Source organism: Allonocardiopsis opalescens (assembly GCF_003002095.1).
GTDB lineage: Bacteria > Actinomycetota > Actinomycetes > Streptosporangiales > Streptosporangiaceae > Allonocardiopsis > Allonocardiopsis opalescens.
Genome location: NZ_PVZC01000001.1, coordinates 1,105,767 through 1,120,665, shown reverse-complemented (window position 1 = coordinate 1,120,665; position 14,899 = coordinate 1,105,767). Strand labels below are relative to the sequence as shown.

Annotated in this window: 12 protein-coding genes; 6 read left to right on the top strand and 6 right to left on the bottom strand. The window is 74.8% G+C overall.

Going from position 1 to position 14,899, the window contains the following annotated elements; all coding sequences use genetic code 11:
* Positions 1–6: 6 nt before the first annotated feature.
* Both CLV72_RS04530 and CLV72_RS04525 read left to right on the top strand, forming a co-directional pair.
* Positions 7–1,095, top strand: coding sequence for an ArsR/SmtB family transcription factor (locus tag CLV72_RS04530; RefSeq protein WP_106239660.1), 1,089 nt, complete (start codon positions 7–9; stop codon positions 1,093–1,095).
* 30 nt (positions 1,096–1,125) lie between these two features.
* Positions 1,126–1,677: a GbsR/MarR family transcriptional regulator gene (locus CLV72_RS04525; protein ID WP_106239656.1), complete on the top strand. Its 552-nt coding sequence runs from the start codon at positions 1,126–1,128 to the stop codon at positions 1,675–1,677.
* On the opposite strand, the gene CLV72_RS04520 is transcribed toward CLV72_RS04525, so the two are convergent.
* Genes CLV72_RS04520 through CLV72_RS04505 form a run of 4 tightly spaced genes read right to left on the bottom strand, consistent with a single transcriptional unit; the run spans position 1,601 to position 5,613 of the window.
* Positions 1,601–2,461, bottom strand: a complete 861-nt coding sequence (locus tag CLV72_RS04520; RefSeq protein ID WP_211302688.1) for an ABC transporter ATP-binding protein — start codon at positions 2,459–2,461, stop codon at positions 1,601–1,603. The two genes, CLV72_RS04525 and CLV72_RS04520, sit on opposite strands and share 77 nt — an antisense overlap.
* Positions 2,458–3,519: a FecCD family ABC transporter permease gene (locus CLV72_RS04515; RefSeq protein WP_245929854.1), complete on the bottom strand. Its 1,062-nt coding sequence runs from the start codon at positions 3,517–3,519 to the stop codon at positions 2,458–2,460. Before CLV72_RS04515 ends, CLV72_RS04520 begins: the two co-directional genes overlap by 4 nt.
* The gene (locus CLV72_RS04510; protein WP_106239650.1) at positions 3,516–4,553 is read right to left on the bottom strand and encodes a FecCD family ABC transporter permease; all 1,038 of its coding nucleotides are present in this window, start codon (positions 4,551–4,553) and stop codon (positions 3,516–3,518) included. Before CLV72_RS04510 ends, CLV72_RS04515 begins: the two co-directional genes overlap by 4 nt.
* Positions 4,554–4,563: 10 nt before the next feature.
* Positions 4,564–5,613: an iron-siderophore ABC transporter substrate-binding protein gene (locus CLV72_RS04505; RefSeq protein WP_106239646.1), complete on the bottom strand. Its 1,050-nt coding sequence runs from the start codon at positions 5,611–5,613 to the stop codon at positions 4,564–4,566.
* A 657-nt stretch (positions 5,614–6,270) separates the two neighbouring features.
* On the opposite strand from CLV72_RS04505, the gene CLV72_RS04495 reads away from it, so the two are divergent.
* Together CLV72_RS04495 and CLV72_RS04490 are read left to right on the top strand one after the other, a co-directional pair.
* Complete coding sequence (locus tag CLV72_RS04495) at positions 6,271–8,109, top strand: ricin-type beta-trefoil lectin domain protein (protein WP_106239640.1); 1,839 nt, start codon at positions 6,271–6,273, stop codon at positions 8,107–8,109.
* 194 nt (positions 8,110–8,303) lie between these two features.
* The gene (locus CLV72_RS04490) at positions 8,304–9,563 is read left to right on the top strand and encodes a D-arabinono-1,4-lactone oxidase (protein ID WP_106239636.1); all 1,260 of its coding nucleotides are present in this window, start codon (positions 8,304–8,306) and stop codon (positions 9,561–9,563) included.
* Here CLV72_RS04490 and CLV72_RS04485 read toward each other — a convergent pair.
* Together CLV72_RS04485 and CLV72_RS04480 are read right to left on the bottom strand one after the other, a co-directional pair.
* Entirely contained in the window at positions 9,553–10,119 is a 567-nt protein-coding gene (locus CLV72_RS04485; RefSeq protein WP_106239633.1) for a dihydrofolate reductase family protein, read from the bottom strand. The two genes, CLV72_RS04490 and CLV72_RS04485, sit on opposite strands and share 11 nt — an antisense overlap.
* A gap of 152 nt (positions 10,120–10,271) precedes the next feature.
* The gene (locus CLV72_RS04480) at positions 10,272–10,697 is read right to left on the bottom strand and encodes a hypothetical protein (protein WP_106239629.1); all 426 of its coding nucleotides are present in this window, start codon (positions 10,695–10,697) and stop codon (positions 10,272–10,274) included.
* A 481-nt stretch (positions 10,698–11,178) separates the two neighbouring features.
* On the opposite strand from CLV72_RS04480, the gene hflX reads away from it, so the two are divergent.
* Positions 11,179–12,642 carry a GTPase HflX gene (gene hflX, locus CLV72_RS04475; protein ID WP_106239626.1) on the top strand — a complete coding sequence of 488 codons (1,464 nt, stop codon included), beginning with the start codon at positions 11,179–11,181 and terminating at the stop codon, positions 12,640–12,642.
* A gap of 386 nt (positions 12,643–13,028) precedes the next feature.
* Complete coding sequence (recQ, locus tag CLV72_RS04470) at positions 13,029–14,891, top strand: DNA helicase RecQ (RefSeq protein WP_106239623.1); 1,863 nt, start codon at positions 13,029–13,031, stop codon at positions 14,889–14,891.
* Positions 14,892–14,899: the final 8 nt, after the last annotated feature.

Here is a 14,899-nt window from a genome sequence, read left to right as displayed (position 1 = left end):
GGGGCGATGGTGGTCAGCATCCTGCTGGGGCGCGCGGGCGGCGAGGCGGTCGTGCCGCGCCCCTCCCCCGTCGCGGAGCTGTGCGCCTGCCTGCACGCCCTGGCCGACCCGCCGCACCACCCGCGCAGCGCGGCCTGGGTGTCGGCCGCCTCCGAGGGGCTCACCGGGCCGCTCGCCGCCGACGCCGCCCGGCTTGCGCCGCTGTGGGGCGCCTTCCGGGCCCGCTACCTGCTGCCGCTGGTCGGCGGCCCCGAGCGCGGCCTGGACGAGGAGCTGGCCGACGTCGAGCGGCTGCCCCGGAGCGTGTTCGTGCAGATGACCGCGCAGGCGCTGGTCGGGCAGACCCAGCGTGAGTTGTTCGACCCCGAGCTGTCGGGCCCCGCCGGGCGCGAGGCGCGCACCGCGCTGCGGGCGCGGCTGCGCCTCATCTCGCCCCGCCACCGCGAACTGGGCGAGCGGCTGCTGGCCGACCCCGAGGAGCTGCGCTCGCGGCTGCTGATCTTCCTGGAGGCGGTCGGCTCCACCGTCTTCGACGCCGAGTGGGCCCGGCTGCGGCCGAGGCTGCGCGCCGACGCCGTGGAGCGGCGGCGCCAGCGGCACGAGCGGGGCGCCGGGGTGCTGGCCGATCTGCCGATCGCCACCGCCCACGACGATCCGCCCCGGGTGGACTTCGACAAGATCTACCACGCCACCGTGTCGCTGGCCGAGCAGCCGTGCGTGCTGGTGCCCTCCGTCCACGTCGCCCCGCACATCGTGATCAAGCACTTCCCCGGCCACCCGACCGTTGTGCAGTACCCCATCGCGGCCGCCGCGTCCGAGGCGCCGCCGCTGGACCTGGTGCGCACCCGGTTGGCCGTGCTCTCCGACGCCACCCGGATGCGGCTCTGCTACGACCTGCTGCGCACCCCGTGCACCACCAGCGACCTGGCCGCCCGCGCCCGGATGACCCTGCCGCAGGTCTCCCGGCACCTGCGGCGGCTGCGCGAGGCCGGCCTGGTGGTCGGCGAGCGGCAGGGCGCGGTGGTGCGCTACCGGCTCGACCTGGCGGCCGTGAACGGGCTCGGCCCCGACCTGCTGGCCGCCCTGCGCCGCTGAGGGTGCCGCCGCCGCTGGGATAATGCGCGGGTGACGGCAGCGGAGGACGGCGGCGAGGAAGCCTTCGCCGCGTGGTTCGTGGCGCGCTTCGCGGAGTTCTGGCGCTCCCAGGGCGCGGCCAGGTCCGAGGGCAGGATCGTCGGCTACCTGCTGGTCTGCGGCGCCGACAGCTCATCGGCCGAGGAGATCGCCGCGGGCGCCGGGGTCAGCCGCGGCTCCGTCTCGGTCTACCTGCGCCGGCTCGCCGAGCTCGGCTTCGTCCGGCAGGTGCCCTCCCCGGACCCCGCCGCCCGGGCCCGCCGCTACCGGATGGACGAGGACGTGTGGGGCGGCTTCCTGCGCAACGAGCGCGCCTACCTGAAGAACCAGCGGAGCCTGGCGCAGGCCGCGCTGGACCGGCTGCCGGGGCTGGACGGCGCGAGCCGGCGGCGGCTGGTGAACATGCGCGACTACATGGACTGGCTCAACGGCTACCACGAGGTGCTGAGCGCGGAGTGGGAGCGGTTCAAGGCCGCGCGGGGGCCCGCGGTCCCGCCTGCTCCCGGTGGGCCCGCCGCTCCGCCTCCCCGGGCAGCGGAATGACCATCGGGGTGCCGGCGTAGGGGTCGGGCACCACCTCGCAGGCCAGCCCGAACACCTCGGTGACCCGCTCGGCGCTCAGCACCGCCGCCGGCGGGCCCTGGGCGACGATCCGGCCGCCGTCCATCAGCACCAGGTGGGTGGCGTAGCGGGCCGCCTGGTTGAGGTCGTGCAGCACGGCCGCGACGGTGCGGCCGTCGCGGTGCAGCCGGGCGCACAGCTCCAGCAGCTCGTACTGGTGCGCGATGTCCAGGAAGGAGGTGGGCTCGTCCAGCAGCACGATGTCGGTCTCCTGGGCCAGCACCATCGCGAACCAGGCCCGCTGCCGCTGCCCGCCCGACAGCTCGCTGAGCCGCCGCCCGGCGCTGCCGGCCAGGTCGGTGCGGTCCAGCGCCCGCTCGACGGCGGCGTCGTCGCCGGCGCTCCACTGGCGCAGCGGGCTGTGGTGCGGGTAGCGGCCGCGCCGCACCAGCTCGCCGACGGTGATGCGCTCGGGGGTGACGGGGTCCTGCGGCAGCAGGGCCAGGCGCCGGGCCACGCTCTTGGCCCGGTAGCCCCGGATGGCGCGCCCGTCCAGCACGATCTCGCCGGAGACCGGCCGCAGTACCCGCGCCATCGCCTTGAGCAGGGTGGACTTGCCGCTGCCGTTGGGTCCGACGATGACGGTGAATCCGCCGCGCGGCAGGTCGAGGCTCAGCTCGCGCACCACCGGCTCGCCGCCGTAGCCGAGGGTGACGCCGCGGGCGCTGAGGTACCCGTCGCCGGGCCGTTCGTCGTCGGCGCTCACAGCGCCCCCTTCCGCCACTCTCGGACCAGCAGGTACCCCAGGTAGACGCCGCCGATGCCCATGGTGAACACGCCGACCGGCAGCCGGTCGCCGATCGGCGAGTGCTGCGCGGCGATGTCGGCCAGCACCAGCAGCAGCGCGCCGGTGAGCCCGCCGGTGAACGCGTGCGCGCCGTGGCCGCCGGACAGCCGCTTGGCGATGTTGGGCGCGGTCAGCGCGATGAACGCGATCGGCCCGGCGACGGCGACGGCGGCGGCCGAGAGCGCGACCGACAGCGCCACCGCCCAGGCGCGGGTGGCGCGCGGCCGGGCGCCCAGGCCGTCGGCGATGTCGTCGCCCATCTCGGCGATGGCCATCCGCGTCGAGAGCGCGGCCGCGCAGGGCAGCAGCAGCGCGAGCGCCACGCCGATGGTCAGCGCGTGCTCCCAGGAGCGCGCCGACAGGCTGCCGTTGAGGTAGGCCTGCAGCACCGAGGCGCGGTCCCTGGCCACCACGTACACCACGTAGTGGGTGAATGCGGTGGACATCGCGGCCACCCCGATGCCGGCGATGATCAGCTTGCCGGGGTCGCGGAAGCCGGTGCCGGTCGCGAGGTAGACCAGCAGCGCGGCCGCGGCGCCGCCGAGGACCGCTCCGGCCGGCCCCGGCAGGATGCCGGGCAGCAGCAGCCCGAACAGCGCCGCTCCCGCCCCCGCCCCGGCGCCGACTCCGATCACGTCCGGGCTGCCCAGCGGGTTGCGGGCGACGGACTGGAACAGCGCGCCGGCCGTGCCCAGCGCGAAGCCGGCGCCGACGGCCACGGCCAGCCGCGGCCCGCGCAGCCGCTCCAGCACGAAGGCCGCCTGCGGGTCGGCGGTCCCGGCCAGCGCGGCGGGCAGCTCCGCGAGCGGGATGCCCAGCCGCCCGACGGTCAGCGTGAGCACCGAGGCGACGGCCAGGCCGGCCAGCAGCGCCAGCCCGAGCAGCGCCGGGCGGGGCCGTACCGGCAGCGCCACGGCGCCGCCGAGCCGCAGCAGCGGCGGCGCTGCGGTCCGGGCGGTGCGCGCGGGCGCGCTCACATGCCCTCCTTGGTCCGCCGCACCGCGTACAGCAGCACGGGCGCGCCCGCGAACGCGGCCACCACCCCGACCATCAGCTCCTGCGGGCGGACCACCACCCGGCCGATCACGTCGGCCGCCAGCAGCAGCACCGGGCCGGCCAGCAGCCCGTACCAGATCTGGGCGCGCAGGTCGGCGCCGACCACGGCGCGCACGATGTGCGGGACGGCCAGGCCGACGAAGGCGATCGGGCCGACGGCCGCGGTGGCGGCGGCGCTGAGCAGGGTCGCGGCGATCAGCCCGCCGCCGCGCACCAGCGGCACGTTCACCCCGACGGAGACCGCGGCCTCGTCGCCGAGCGCGAGGGCGTTCAGCGCCGGGGCGAGCAGCACCGCCAGCAGGCACCCGGCCAGGGTGAAGGGCAGCATCGACCACAGCACGCCGAAGTCGCGCCCGGCCAGCGAGCCGACCACCCAGTAGCGGTAGCTGTCGAAGGACTCCGGCAGGCTGAGGGTGACCGCCTGGATGTAGGCGCTGAGCACCGCCGACACCACCGCGCCGGTCAGCACGAGGCGCACCAGGCCCGAGCGGGCGCCGGCCGCGCCGAGCGCGTACACCAGCAGCCCGGCCGCGACCGCGCCGGGCAGCGCCAGCCACACCGACGCGGTGCCGCCGCGCAGGCCGAGGAAGGCGGTGCCGGTGACGATCGCGGCGGCGGCGCCCATGTTGATGCCGAGCAGCCCCGGCTCGGCCAGCGGGTTGCGGGTGATCGCCTGCATCAGGGTGCCGGCGACGGCCAGCGCCGCCCCGGCCGCCACGGCCAGCGCGGTGCGCGGATAGCGGCTCTCGATCACCGTGGCGACGTAGGGGTCCGCGGTGCCGGCCAGCACCCCGGCGAGGTCGCCGAGCCCGGTCTCCCGGCCGCCCAGCACCAGGCTGGCCAGGACGGCGGCGGCCAGCAGGGCCGCGCCGCCGACGGCGGCCAGGGCGCGCCGGGCCGGGCCGGGGCGGCGGACGCCGCCCCGGCCGCGCGGCAGGGTCGCGGCCGCGTCCATCCGTCCGGCCCTACCCGTCGACCTGGGCGATGGCCTCGTCGATCAGCGGCAGGTAGCGGTCGATCACCCACGGCACCGTCAGCGGGTTGATCATGGAGGAGGCGGTGACGAAGGAGTTGTCGTCGCCGGCCACCAGGGAGCCGCGCTCGACGGCCGGGATGGCGCCGTACAGCGGCTGCGCCTCGATCTCCTCGCGGGTCTGCGCATCGGTGTAGAAGGTGAAGACGAGGTCGGAGCCGCTCAGCTGGTCGGCGTTCTCCAGGCCGATCAGCGCGGAGTCGGTGCCCTCGGTCTCGGGGAAGGTCTCCACCACCGGGTCGACGGTCAGCCCGAGGCCGGAGACCATGGCCACGCGCTGCTCGTCGGGCAGGAAGACGCCGAGCGTGCCGGGGCCGTTGGTGTAGATGTAGGAGAAGGTCACGTCGGCGTACTCGGGGTGCGCCTCGGCCACCTCGGCGAACTGCGCCTCGATGTCGGTGATCAGCCCCTCGGCCTCATCGGGCAGCCCCATGGCCTGGCCGATGGTGCGGATCTGCTGGTCCCAGTCGGTGCTCCAGGCCAGGTCCGGGTAGGCGACGGTCGGCGCGATCTCGCTGAGCAGGTCGAACTGCTCCTGGGTGATGCCCGACCACGGCGCCAGGATCACGTCGGGCTCCAGCTCCAGGATCGCGGCGATGTCCACGTCCTCGCCCCCGGTGAACTGCTCGGGCAGCTCGCCGCCGGCCTCGGTGACCGCCTCGTGCACCCAGGGCAGGTAGCCGGTGTCGTCGCTGCCCCAGGCGTACTCCTCCACCCCGACGGGGATCTCGCCGAGCGCGATGACGGTCTCGGCGGAGCCCTGGCCGAGGGTGACGATCCGCTCGGGCCGCTCGGTGATCTCGGCGGTGCCCAGCGCGCTCTCGATCGTGACCGGGAAGCCCTCCCCGGCCGGCGCCTGCTCGGCCGCGCCGTCCTCGGGCGGCGAGCCGCATCCGGCCAGGACCAGGGCTGCGGCGGCGAGCGCGGCGGTGAGCCGGGGCCCGGCCGCCCGCAGGCGGCGGCCCCGTGGGCGTGGGTTCATCGACGGTCCATTCGTTCGGGGTCGGCCGCCGGCCCGGCAGGGCGCCGTGCGGTCGCCGCCGGTCGGCGGCGCGGCGGACGCCTCAATAGGCGGTGCGGACGTGCGGACACGCCGCGAACGATAGGTAAGCATAACCTTAGTCGGCGCGAAGTTTCATAACTTTTGAACGTGTTCGCGATCACGGGCGCCGGTCGGGGCGGGAGGCGGCACAGGCGGGGGGCGGCACGGCGGGGGCATGGCCGGAAGGCGGCGCAGGCGGGGGCGGCGCAGGCGGAGTGGCGGCGAAGGCGGGTCGGATCGCGGTCGGCGACGGGCGGATCCGCGCGCTTCAGCCGTGTCATTCCCCCGCCCACCCTGGGGGCCTCCCCGACACCCATCCTTCCGCCCCGGCTTGTGCCGGAGCAGGGGTTACCGGACGGTTGTGGAAAAGTCCGCCGCACCGGGCCGGGCTGTGGACGACGGCGGAGGCGGGCGGTCGGAATCGGCTTGAATCGCCTTGCCGGACCGCGATCGGCCGCCGGGCGGTCTCCGTATGTGACCGGGTATTGACCGACTGTTCGGAGCCGGTTAGGTTACGCCTTAAATTAAGCGCGCGACTCCGGCACCGCCCGCTTCCGCTCCTCTCTCGCCTGCTCCTCCGCTCCGCAAGGGGTCCGCATGAGGTCCTTCCCCCGTGCCGTACTCGCCGCGCTGACCGCGCTCGCGTCGGCCGTCCTGGTCCTGCCGTCCTCGGCCACCGCCCACGCCGCTCCGCCCGGCACCCCCGTGAGCGTCTGGCTCACCACGCCCGACCGCGCCAACCTGCTCGCCCCGCAGCCCGGGCGCTCCTTCGACGGCCAGGGCTCCGGGCCGGTCATCAGCGTCGACGCCGGCGCCTCCTACCAGTCCATGGTGGGCTTCGGCGCCTCGTTCACCGACTCGGCCGCCTGGCTGATGGCCAACTCGCCCCGCCGGAATGAGGTGATGCGCGAGCTGTTCCACCCCGTGGACGGCATCGGCCTCAGCTTCCTGCGCCAGCCCATCGGCGCCTCCGACTTCGCCCGGAACTTCTACACCTACAACGACATCCCGGCCGGCCAGACGGACTACGCCCTGAGCCGCTTCTCCATCGCCCACGACGAGGCGTACGTGCTGCCCGTGGTCCGCCAGGCGCTCCAGCTCAATCCGGAGATCTCCACCATGGCCTCGCCGTGGAGCCCCCCGGCGTGGATGAAGACCAACGGCAACCTGATCGGCGGCTCGCTGCGTCCGGAGAACCGCCAGGTGTTCTCCGACTACCTCACCCGCTTCGTGCAGGCGTACCAGGCGGCGGGCGTCCCGATCGACTACCTGACCACCCAGAACGAGCCGCAGTACTCCCCCGCCGGCTACCCCGGCTCGCTCTACTCCCCGCAGGAGCAGTCGGCGCTGATCAACACGCTCGCGCCCACCCTGGACCGGGCCGGGCTCGACACCGGGATCGTCGCCTGGGACCACAACTGGGACCGGGCCGACTTCCCGATGAGCGTGCTGTCCGGCCCGGCCGCGCCCAACGTGGCCGGGGTGGCCTGGCACTGCTACGGCGGCAGCCCGAGCGCGCAGAGCACCGTGCGCGACGCCCATCCCTCCTACGACGTGTTCTTCACCGAGTGCTCGGGCACCCGCTCGGCCGACCCCGCCAACACCTTCCGCGACACCCTGCGCTGGCAGACCGAGAACCTGGTCATCGGCGCCACCCGCAACTGGGCCCGCACCGTCGTGCTGTGGAACATGGCGCTCGACCCCAGCGGCGGCCCGGTCATCGGCAGCTGCACCAACTGCACCGGCGTGGTGACGCTCGACAATGCCGCGGGCACGGTGCAGTACAACGCCGAGTACTACGTGCTCGGCCACGCCAGCCGCTTCGTGGACCCCGGCGCGGTGCGGATCGCCTCATCCACCGCCGCCTCGCTGCCCAACGTCGCCTTCCGCAACCCCGACGGCTCGGTCGCCATGATCGTGCTCAACACCTCGGGCGGCGCGCAGTCCTTCCAGGTCGCCGAGGGCGGCTCCAGCTTCGGCTACACCCTCCCGGCCGGATCCGTCGCCACCCTCACCTGGGACGAGACCGGCGGCAACGGCGGCGATCCGGCGGCCACCACGCTGCGCGGCCAGGCCAGCGGCCGCTGCCTCGACGTGGTCGACGGCGGCACGGCCAACGGCACGCCCGTCCAGCTGTGGGACTGCCACGGCGGCACCGCGCAGCGCTGGACCCTCGCCGCCGACGGCTCGGTGCGAGCGCTGGGCCGCTGCCTGGACGTGAGCGGCGCCGGCACCGCCAACGGCACCCGGGTGCAGACCTGGGAGTGCAACGGCACCGCGGCGCAGCGCTGGACCCTCAACGCCGCCGACGACCTGGTCAACACCGGCTCCGGCCGGTGCCTGGACGCCGTGGACCAGGGCACCGGCAACGGCACCCGGCTGCAGATCTGGGACTGCACCGGCGCCGCCAACCAGAAGTGGACCCGCGCGGGCTGAGCCCCGCCTCCCAGGACGGCCCCGCCGGGACCGCACCGCCCCCTCCCGCGGTCCCGGCGGGCGCCGCCGTCCCGCCGCCCGCCCGGCGGAACCGATCTGGTAGACCTGTCCCCGCCGGGTCCGGCGGCCGCCCGTCCCCTCGGGCCGCGGCCGTCCGGCGGCGCGGACGGGCAGGCGAGGGCGGGAGGCGCACGATGGGCGATCGGCCGACGAACTGGGCGGGCAACATCACCTTCCACCCGCGCGGCGAGGTGCACCGCCCCGGCTCGGTGGACGAGCTGCGCGCGCTGGTGGCGCGCGGCGGCCGGGTCCGGGTGCTGGGCAGCGCCCACTCCTTCAACGACATCGCCGACTCCCCCGGCGGCGAACTGGTCTCGCTGGCCGGCCTGCCGCGCACCGTCGAACCGGACACGGCCCGCTCCACCGTCCGGATCGACGGCGGCGTCCGCTACGCCGAACTCGGCGAGCGCCTGCACGGCCTGGGCTACGCCCTGCACAACCTCGGCTCGCTGCCGCACATCTCGGTCGCCGGGTCCGTCGCCACAGGCACCCACGGCTCCGGCGACGGCAACCGCGGCCTGGCCGCCGCGGTGGCCGGGATCGAGCTGGTCACCGCCGGGGGCGAGCTGGTCTCGATCGACCGCGGCGACCCCCGCTTCGGCGGCGCGGTCGTCGCCCTGGGCGCGCTCGGCGCCGTGGTCGCGCTGACCCTCGATGTCGAGCCCGCCTACCAGGTGAGCCAGCGCGTCTACCAGGACCTGCCCTTCGAGGCGCTGGACGAGCACTTCGACGCGATCATGTCCGGCGGCTACAGCGTCAGCCTGTTCACCGAGTGGCGCGGCCCCGTCATCGACCAGGTCTGGGTGAAGGCCCGAACCGACGGCCCGCCGCCGGTCGACCCCGCGCGCTTCGGCGCCCGGCCGGCCGACGGCCCCCGCCACCCGCTGCGCGGCATGCCCGCCGGGAACTGCACGCCGCAGCTCGGCGAGCCGGGCCCGTGGTTCGCGCGGCTGCCGCACTTCCGCCCCGAGTTCACCCCCAGCGCGGGCGAGGAGCTCCAGTCGGAGTTCCTGGTGCCGCGCGCCCGCGCCGTCGAGGCGCTGCACGCGCTGGACGCCGTCCGCGACCGGATCGCGCCGGTGCTCCAGGTCTCCGAGGTGCGGTCCATCGCCGCCGACGAGCAGTGGCTCAGCCCCGCCCACGGCCGCGACACCGTCGGCCTGCACTTCACCTGGATCAAGGACACCCCGGCGGTGGAGCCCGTCATCGACCTGGTCGAGCGGGAACTGGCCCCCTTCGAACCGCGTCCGCACTGGGGCAAGCTGTTCCGCACCGCCCCCGAGGTCCTGCGCGCCCGCTACGGGCGGATGGCCGACTTCGCCGCCCTGGCCCGCGAACTCGACCCCTCCGGCACCTTCCGCAACGACTTCGTGGACCGCTTCATCACGGCCTAGCCACCCGGTGGCGGAGGAAGACGACTCCTGAGTCGAAGGTGCGGGTCTCGACGAGTTCGAGGTCCACCCGGCGCTCGTCCCGGGGGAAGAACGGGATGCCGCCCCCGACCAGTACCGGGTAGACCCGCACCCGGTACTCGTCGATCCGGCCCAGCGCGGCCGCCTCGGCGGCGAGGGTCGCGCCGCCGACCGCGATGGCGGTCTCCCCCGGCTCGGCCAGCAGCCGCTCGATCTCCTCCGCCAGGCCGCCGGAGGCCAGGCGGGCGCCGCCCCGCACCTCCGACAGCGTGGTGGAGAACACCACCTTGGGGAGCGCGTTCCAGAGCGCGGCCCATTCGCGCCTCGCGTCGTCGAGCGACGGGTCCTGCTCGGCGGTCTCCCAGTACAGCATCGTCTCGTACAGCCGCCGTCCCAGCAGGTAGACCCCGACCTGCCGTATCTCGTCGATGTGGGAGCGGAAGACCTCGTCGTCGGGCGCGGTCCAGTTGAAGCCGCCGTCCGGTCCGGCGATGTAGCCGTCGAGCGAGACGTTCATCGAGCAGGTCACTCTGCGCATCTGGAGCCCTCCTTGGCGCCGGTTCGCCAGTATGACCAGCGGACGCCGCGGAACTCATCGCGGCTCGCGCGATTCGCTCAGATCTCCGGGACACGGCCTCGGCCGCGGGCCGGTGCCGCGCCCGCGCCCCGGAGGCGGGCGCGGCACCGGTGTCAGCGGCGCCGCCGCAGCGAGGTCTGATCGGTGCCGATCACGGCCAGCGCGGCGGCGGCCAGCGCGACCGCGATACCGGCCGCGCGCAGCCACGAACCGGCCATGATCCCCGGCTGGGCCGTCTCCACCAGCCCGGACACCGCCCCGGTGGCCACGAATCCGGCCAGCTCCGCCAGCACGACCAGCGCGCCGACGGCGGGCGCCCAGGTCCACGGGCCGAAGGCCACCAGCGCCGCCGCCGCGACCAGCAGGACCACGGCCGGGGGCACGACGGGCATCGCCACGCCGGACAGCCCGAGGACGGCGATCCCGGTGACGGTCGCCAGCATGCCGCCGATCAGGGCGAGCCGGGCGGCGGACAGGCGCCCGTCCCGGCGGGCGGGCGCGGATGCGGCGGGGGCGGCGGTGCGTGCGTCGGTCTCCATGGTGCGTCTCCTCGCGTGCGGTTCCCGGGCGGTTCGGGGGCGGCCGCGCCGCCGTCCCGGTGGACCGAGCATCGCCGTGCGGGGCGTACTCCGGCATCCCCGCCCGGGCGGCTCCGCCGCTACGCGCGTGCGCGTACCGGGGCTACGCCCGGCGGCGCGCACGGGGAATCACGGTGCGATCGGGCGTCCGATCGTCTACTCTGGTCGACATGCGTATCGGCATCATCGAGCTGTGATCCGGCTATATCCGTGATCCGGCGCTGGGCGTCCCGCCGCTGACAGCGCCCGCCCGAGTCCCCGCCCCTCCTGGGGCCGCGACCGGGTGGAGCGTGCCGCGGACGCCCACCGTGTCTCCCGCCGACGCACCCACTCTTCACTGAGCCCCGGCCTTTCCCGCGCGCTGCGCGGCGGCGGTCGGCTGTGCGGAACCCGGCAGGCACGCGCCGCTTCGAACCCGCCAGCCCCCTGTGAAAGGACGTACATGACTGATCCGACGAGCCCAGGCGCTCGGGCGCCCAGGCGCGCCGACGCGCTGATGGACGACGCGTACGACGCCTACGGCACGGCCGGTGCCGACGACTTCGACGGTGAGCAGCTGGAGCGCGAGGACCGCGCCTCGCTGCGCCGGGTGGCCGGCCTGTCCACCGAGCTGTCCGACGTCTCCGAGGTGGAGTACCGCAAGGTCCGCCTGGAGCAGGTGGTGCTCGTGGGCATCTGGACGTCGGGCACCGCCGAGGAGGCCGACCGCTCGCTGGCCGAGCTGGCCGCGCTGTGCGAGACGGCCGGGGCGGTGGTGCTGGACGGCGTCGTGCAGCGCCGCAGCAAGCCCGACCCGTCCACCTACATCGGCTCCGGCAAGGCCGACGAGCTGCGTGAACTGGTGGAGTCCACCGGCGCCGACACCGTGGTCTGCGACGGCGAGCTGAGCCCCGGCCAGCTGATCCACCTGGAGGAGGTGGTCAAGGTCAAGGTGGTCGACCGCACCGCGCTGATCCTGGACATCTTCGCCCAGCACGCCAAGTCCCGCGAGGGCAAGGCGCAGGTCGCGCTGGCCCAGATGGAGTACATGCTGCCCCGGCTGCGCGGCTGGGGCCAGTCGATGTCGCGGCAGGCGGGCGGCTCCGGCGGGGGCGGCGGCATGGCCACCCGCGGCCCCGGCGAGACCAAGATCGAGACGGACCGGCGGCAGATCCACGAGCGGATGGCCAAGCTCCGCAAGGAGATCGTCCAGCTCAAGACCGGCCGCGACATCAAGCGCGAGGAGCGGCGGCGCAGGCACGTGCCGTCGGTGGCCATCGCCGGGTACACCAACGCCGGCAAGTCCTCGCTGCTGAACCGGCTCACCGGCGCGGGCGTGCTGGTGGAGAACGCCCTGTTCGCCACGCTCGACACCACCGTGCGGCGGGCGGAGACCCCGGGCGGGCGCACCTACACGCTCGCCGACACGGTCGGCTTCGTCCGCCACCTTCCGCACCACCTGGTCGAGGCGTTCAAGTCGACCATGGAGGAGGTGGCCGACGCCGATCTGGTGCTGCACGTGGTCGACGGCTCGCACCCCGATCCCGAGGTGCAGCTGGAGTCGGTGCGCACGGTGCTGCGCGAGGTCGGCGCCGAGGCGGCCACCGAACTGGTGGTGGTGAACAAGGCGGACGCCGCCGACCCCGAGGTGCTGGCCCGCCTCATCGAGGCCGAGCCCGGCGCCGCCGTGGTCTCGGCCCGCACCGGCCAGGGCGTCGACGAACTGCTCGCCCTGGTGGAGTCCCGGCTGCCGCACCCTCCGGTGGAGGTCGAGGCGCTGGTGCCCTACACCGAGGGAGGTCTGGTCTCGCGCGCCTACACCGAGGGCGAGGTGCTGTCCACCGAGCACACCCCGGACGGCACTCTGCTGCACGCCCGGGTCGGCCCGGACCTGGCCGCCGAGCTCCGCCCCCACCTGCGGACCTGAACCGACCGCGGCCCCGGACCCGCTCCGGGGCCGCCCGACCCCTCCGCCGGTCCTCCGCGCGCCGGTCTCCGACGTGCCGGCCCCCGCGCAGCCCCCTCCCGCCCGGGGGAGCACCCCGTCACCAGTCTTTCGCACTTCGATGCGCCCGACGAGCCCTACCGGCCGGTTGTGGATGACCGGCCCTCCGCCCCACCCGCCCTGTGGACGACGCCCGCTCGGCCGGGCGCTTGTGCTACGGCCGCGACGCGGACAGGTGAGCGGCCAGGCGCCCGTCCGCGAACCCCGACGCCAGGCGTACGCGCACCGCGATCGCCGGACCGCCGGGCGATCGCGGCGGAAACAACAATGCCCACCTTCGGTCACACTTGTTCTCCTAGACTCGTCGCGTGCCTTCTCCCACCGCTGACTCCGCCACCGCCGACGCGCTGGAGGTCCTCCGGCGCGTCTTCGGCTACGAGGCCTTCCGGGACGGCCAGCGCGAGATCATCGACCACGTCGTGGCCGGCGGCGACGCGCTGGTGCTGATGCCCACCGGCGGCGGGAAGTCGCTGTGCTACCAGATCCCGGCGCTGATCCGCCCGGGCACGGGCGTGGTCGTCTCACCCCTGATCGCATTGATGCAGGACCAGGTCGACGCGCTGCGCGCGCTGGGCATCCGGGCCGGATTCCTCAACTCCACCCAGGACCTCGACGAGCGCCGAACCGTCGAGGCGGAGTTCCTGGCCGGCGAGCTCGACCTCCTCTACCTCGCGCCGGAGCGGCTGCGGCTGGAGGCCACCCTGCGGCTGCTCGACCGGGGCCCGATCGCGCTGTTCGCGATCGACGAGGCGCACTGCGTCTCGCAGTGGGGCCACGACTTCCGGCCCGACTACCTCGCCCTGTCGGCCGTGCACGAGCGCTGGCCGACGGTGCCCAGGATCGCGCTCACCGCCACCGCCACCCGCGCGACCCACGCCGAGATCGCGCAGCGGCTCAAGCTGGAAGACGCCCGCCACTTCGTGGCCAGCTTCGACCGGCCCAACATCCAGTACCGCATCGTCCCCAAGCAGGAGCCCAAGCGGCAGCTGCTGGAGCTGCTGCGCACCGAGCACCCCGGCGACGCGGGCATCGTCTACTGCCTGTCGCGCTCCTCGGTGGAGAAGACCGCCGAGTTCCTGGTCGAGAACGGCATCCAGGCGCTGCCCTACCACGCCGGGCTCGACGCCGGGCTGCGCGCCGCCAACCAGGCGCGGTTCCTGCGCGAGGACGGCCTGGTCATGGTGGCCACCATCGCCTTCGGCATGGGCATCGACAAGCCCGATGTGCGCTTCGTCGCCCATCTGGACCTCCCCAAGTCCGTCGAGGGCTACTACCAGGAGACCGGCCGCGCCGGGCGCGACGGCCTGCCGTCCACCGCCTGGCTGGCCTACGGCCTGCAGGACGTCGTGCGGCAGCGGCAGATGATCGACGGCTCCGAGGGAGACGACGCCCACCGCCGCCGGCTGGCCACGCACCTGGACGCGATGCTCGCCCTGTGCGAGACGGTGGAGTGCCGCCGCGCCCAGGTGCTCGCCTACTTCGGCCAGGAGGACGAGGGCGCCGAGCGCTCGGAGAAGGGCTGCGGGAACTGCGACACCTGCCTGAACCCGCCTGAGTCCTGGGACGGCACCGTCGCGGCGCAGAAGGTGCTGTCCACGGTGTTCCGGCTCGACCGCGAGCGGCGGCAGCGCTTCGGGGCGGGGCAGATCATCGACATCCTGCTCGGTAAGAAGAGCCCCAAGGTCGAGAAGTTCCGCCATGACGAACTGACCGTGTTCGGCATCGGCACCGAGCTGCGCGAAGGCGAGTGGCGCGGCGTCATCCGCCAGCTGCTCGCCCAGCGGCTGCTCGCCGTCGAGGGCGAGTACGGCACCCTCGCCCTCACCCCGGGCAGCGCCGAGGTGCTGGGCCGCAAGCGCTCGGTGGCGCTGCGCCGCGACCCCGAGCGCGCCGCCCGCGCCGCCAAGGAGACCTCACGCTCCCGCAAGGCCGCCGCCCCGGTCGACCTCCCCGAGGAGGCCCTGCCCCTGTTCGAGCGGCTGCGCGCCTGGCGCGCGTCGGCCGCCAAGGAGCAGGGCGTCCCGGCCTACGTCATCTTCCACGACGCCACCCTCCGCCAGATCGCGCTGGAGCGCCCGGCCTCCCTGGCCGAACTCAGCGGCGTCAGCGGCGTGGGCGAGAGCAAGCTCAACCGCTACGGCCAGCAGGTCCTGGACACCCTGGCCGAGTGAGCGGCGCG

Excerpts from the sequence above, each read along its gene's own strand:
- CLV72_RS04495 (WP_106239640.1), top strand. The coding sequence starts at position 6,271 with ATGAGGTCCTTCCCCCGTGCCGTACTCGCCGCGCTGACCGCGCTCGCG.
- hflX (WP_106239626.1), top strand. The coding sequence starts at position 11,179 with ATGACTGATCCGACGAGCCCAGGCGCTCGGGCGCCCAGGCGCGCCGAC.
- CLV72_RS04480 (WP_106239629.1), bottom strand. The coding sequence starts at position 10,697 with ATGGAGACCGACGCACGCACCGCCGCCCCCGCCGCATCCGCGCCCGCC.
- CLV72_RS04485 (WP_106239633.1), bottom strand. The coding sequence starts at position 10,119 with ATGCGCAGAGTGACCTGCTCGATGAACGTCTCGCTCGACGGCTACATC.
- CLV72_RS04490 (WP_106239636.1), top strand. The coding sequence starts at position 8,304 with ATGGGCGATCGGCCGACGAACTGGGCGGGCAACATCACCTTCCACCCG.
- CLV72_RS04510 (WP_106239650.1), bottom strand. The coding sequence starts at position 4,553 with ATGGACGCGGCCGCGACCCTGCCGCGCGGCCGGGGCGGCGTCCGCCGC.
- CLV72_RS04505 (WP_106239646.1), bottom strand. The coding sequence starts at position 5,613 with ATGAACCCACGCCCACGGGGCCGCCGCCTGCGGGCGGCCGGGCCCCGG.
- CLV72_RS04530 (WP_106239660.1), top strand. The coding sequence starts at position 7 with ATGGTGGTCAGCATCCTGCTGGGGCGCGCGGGCGGCGAGGCGGTCGTG.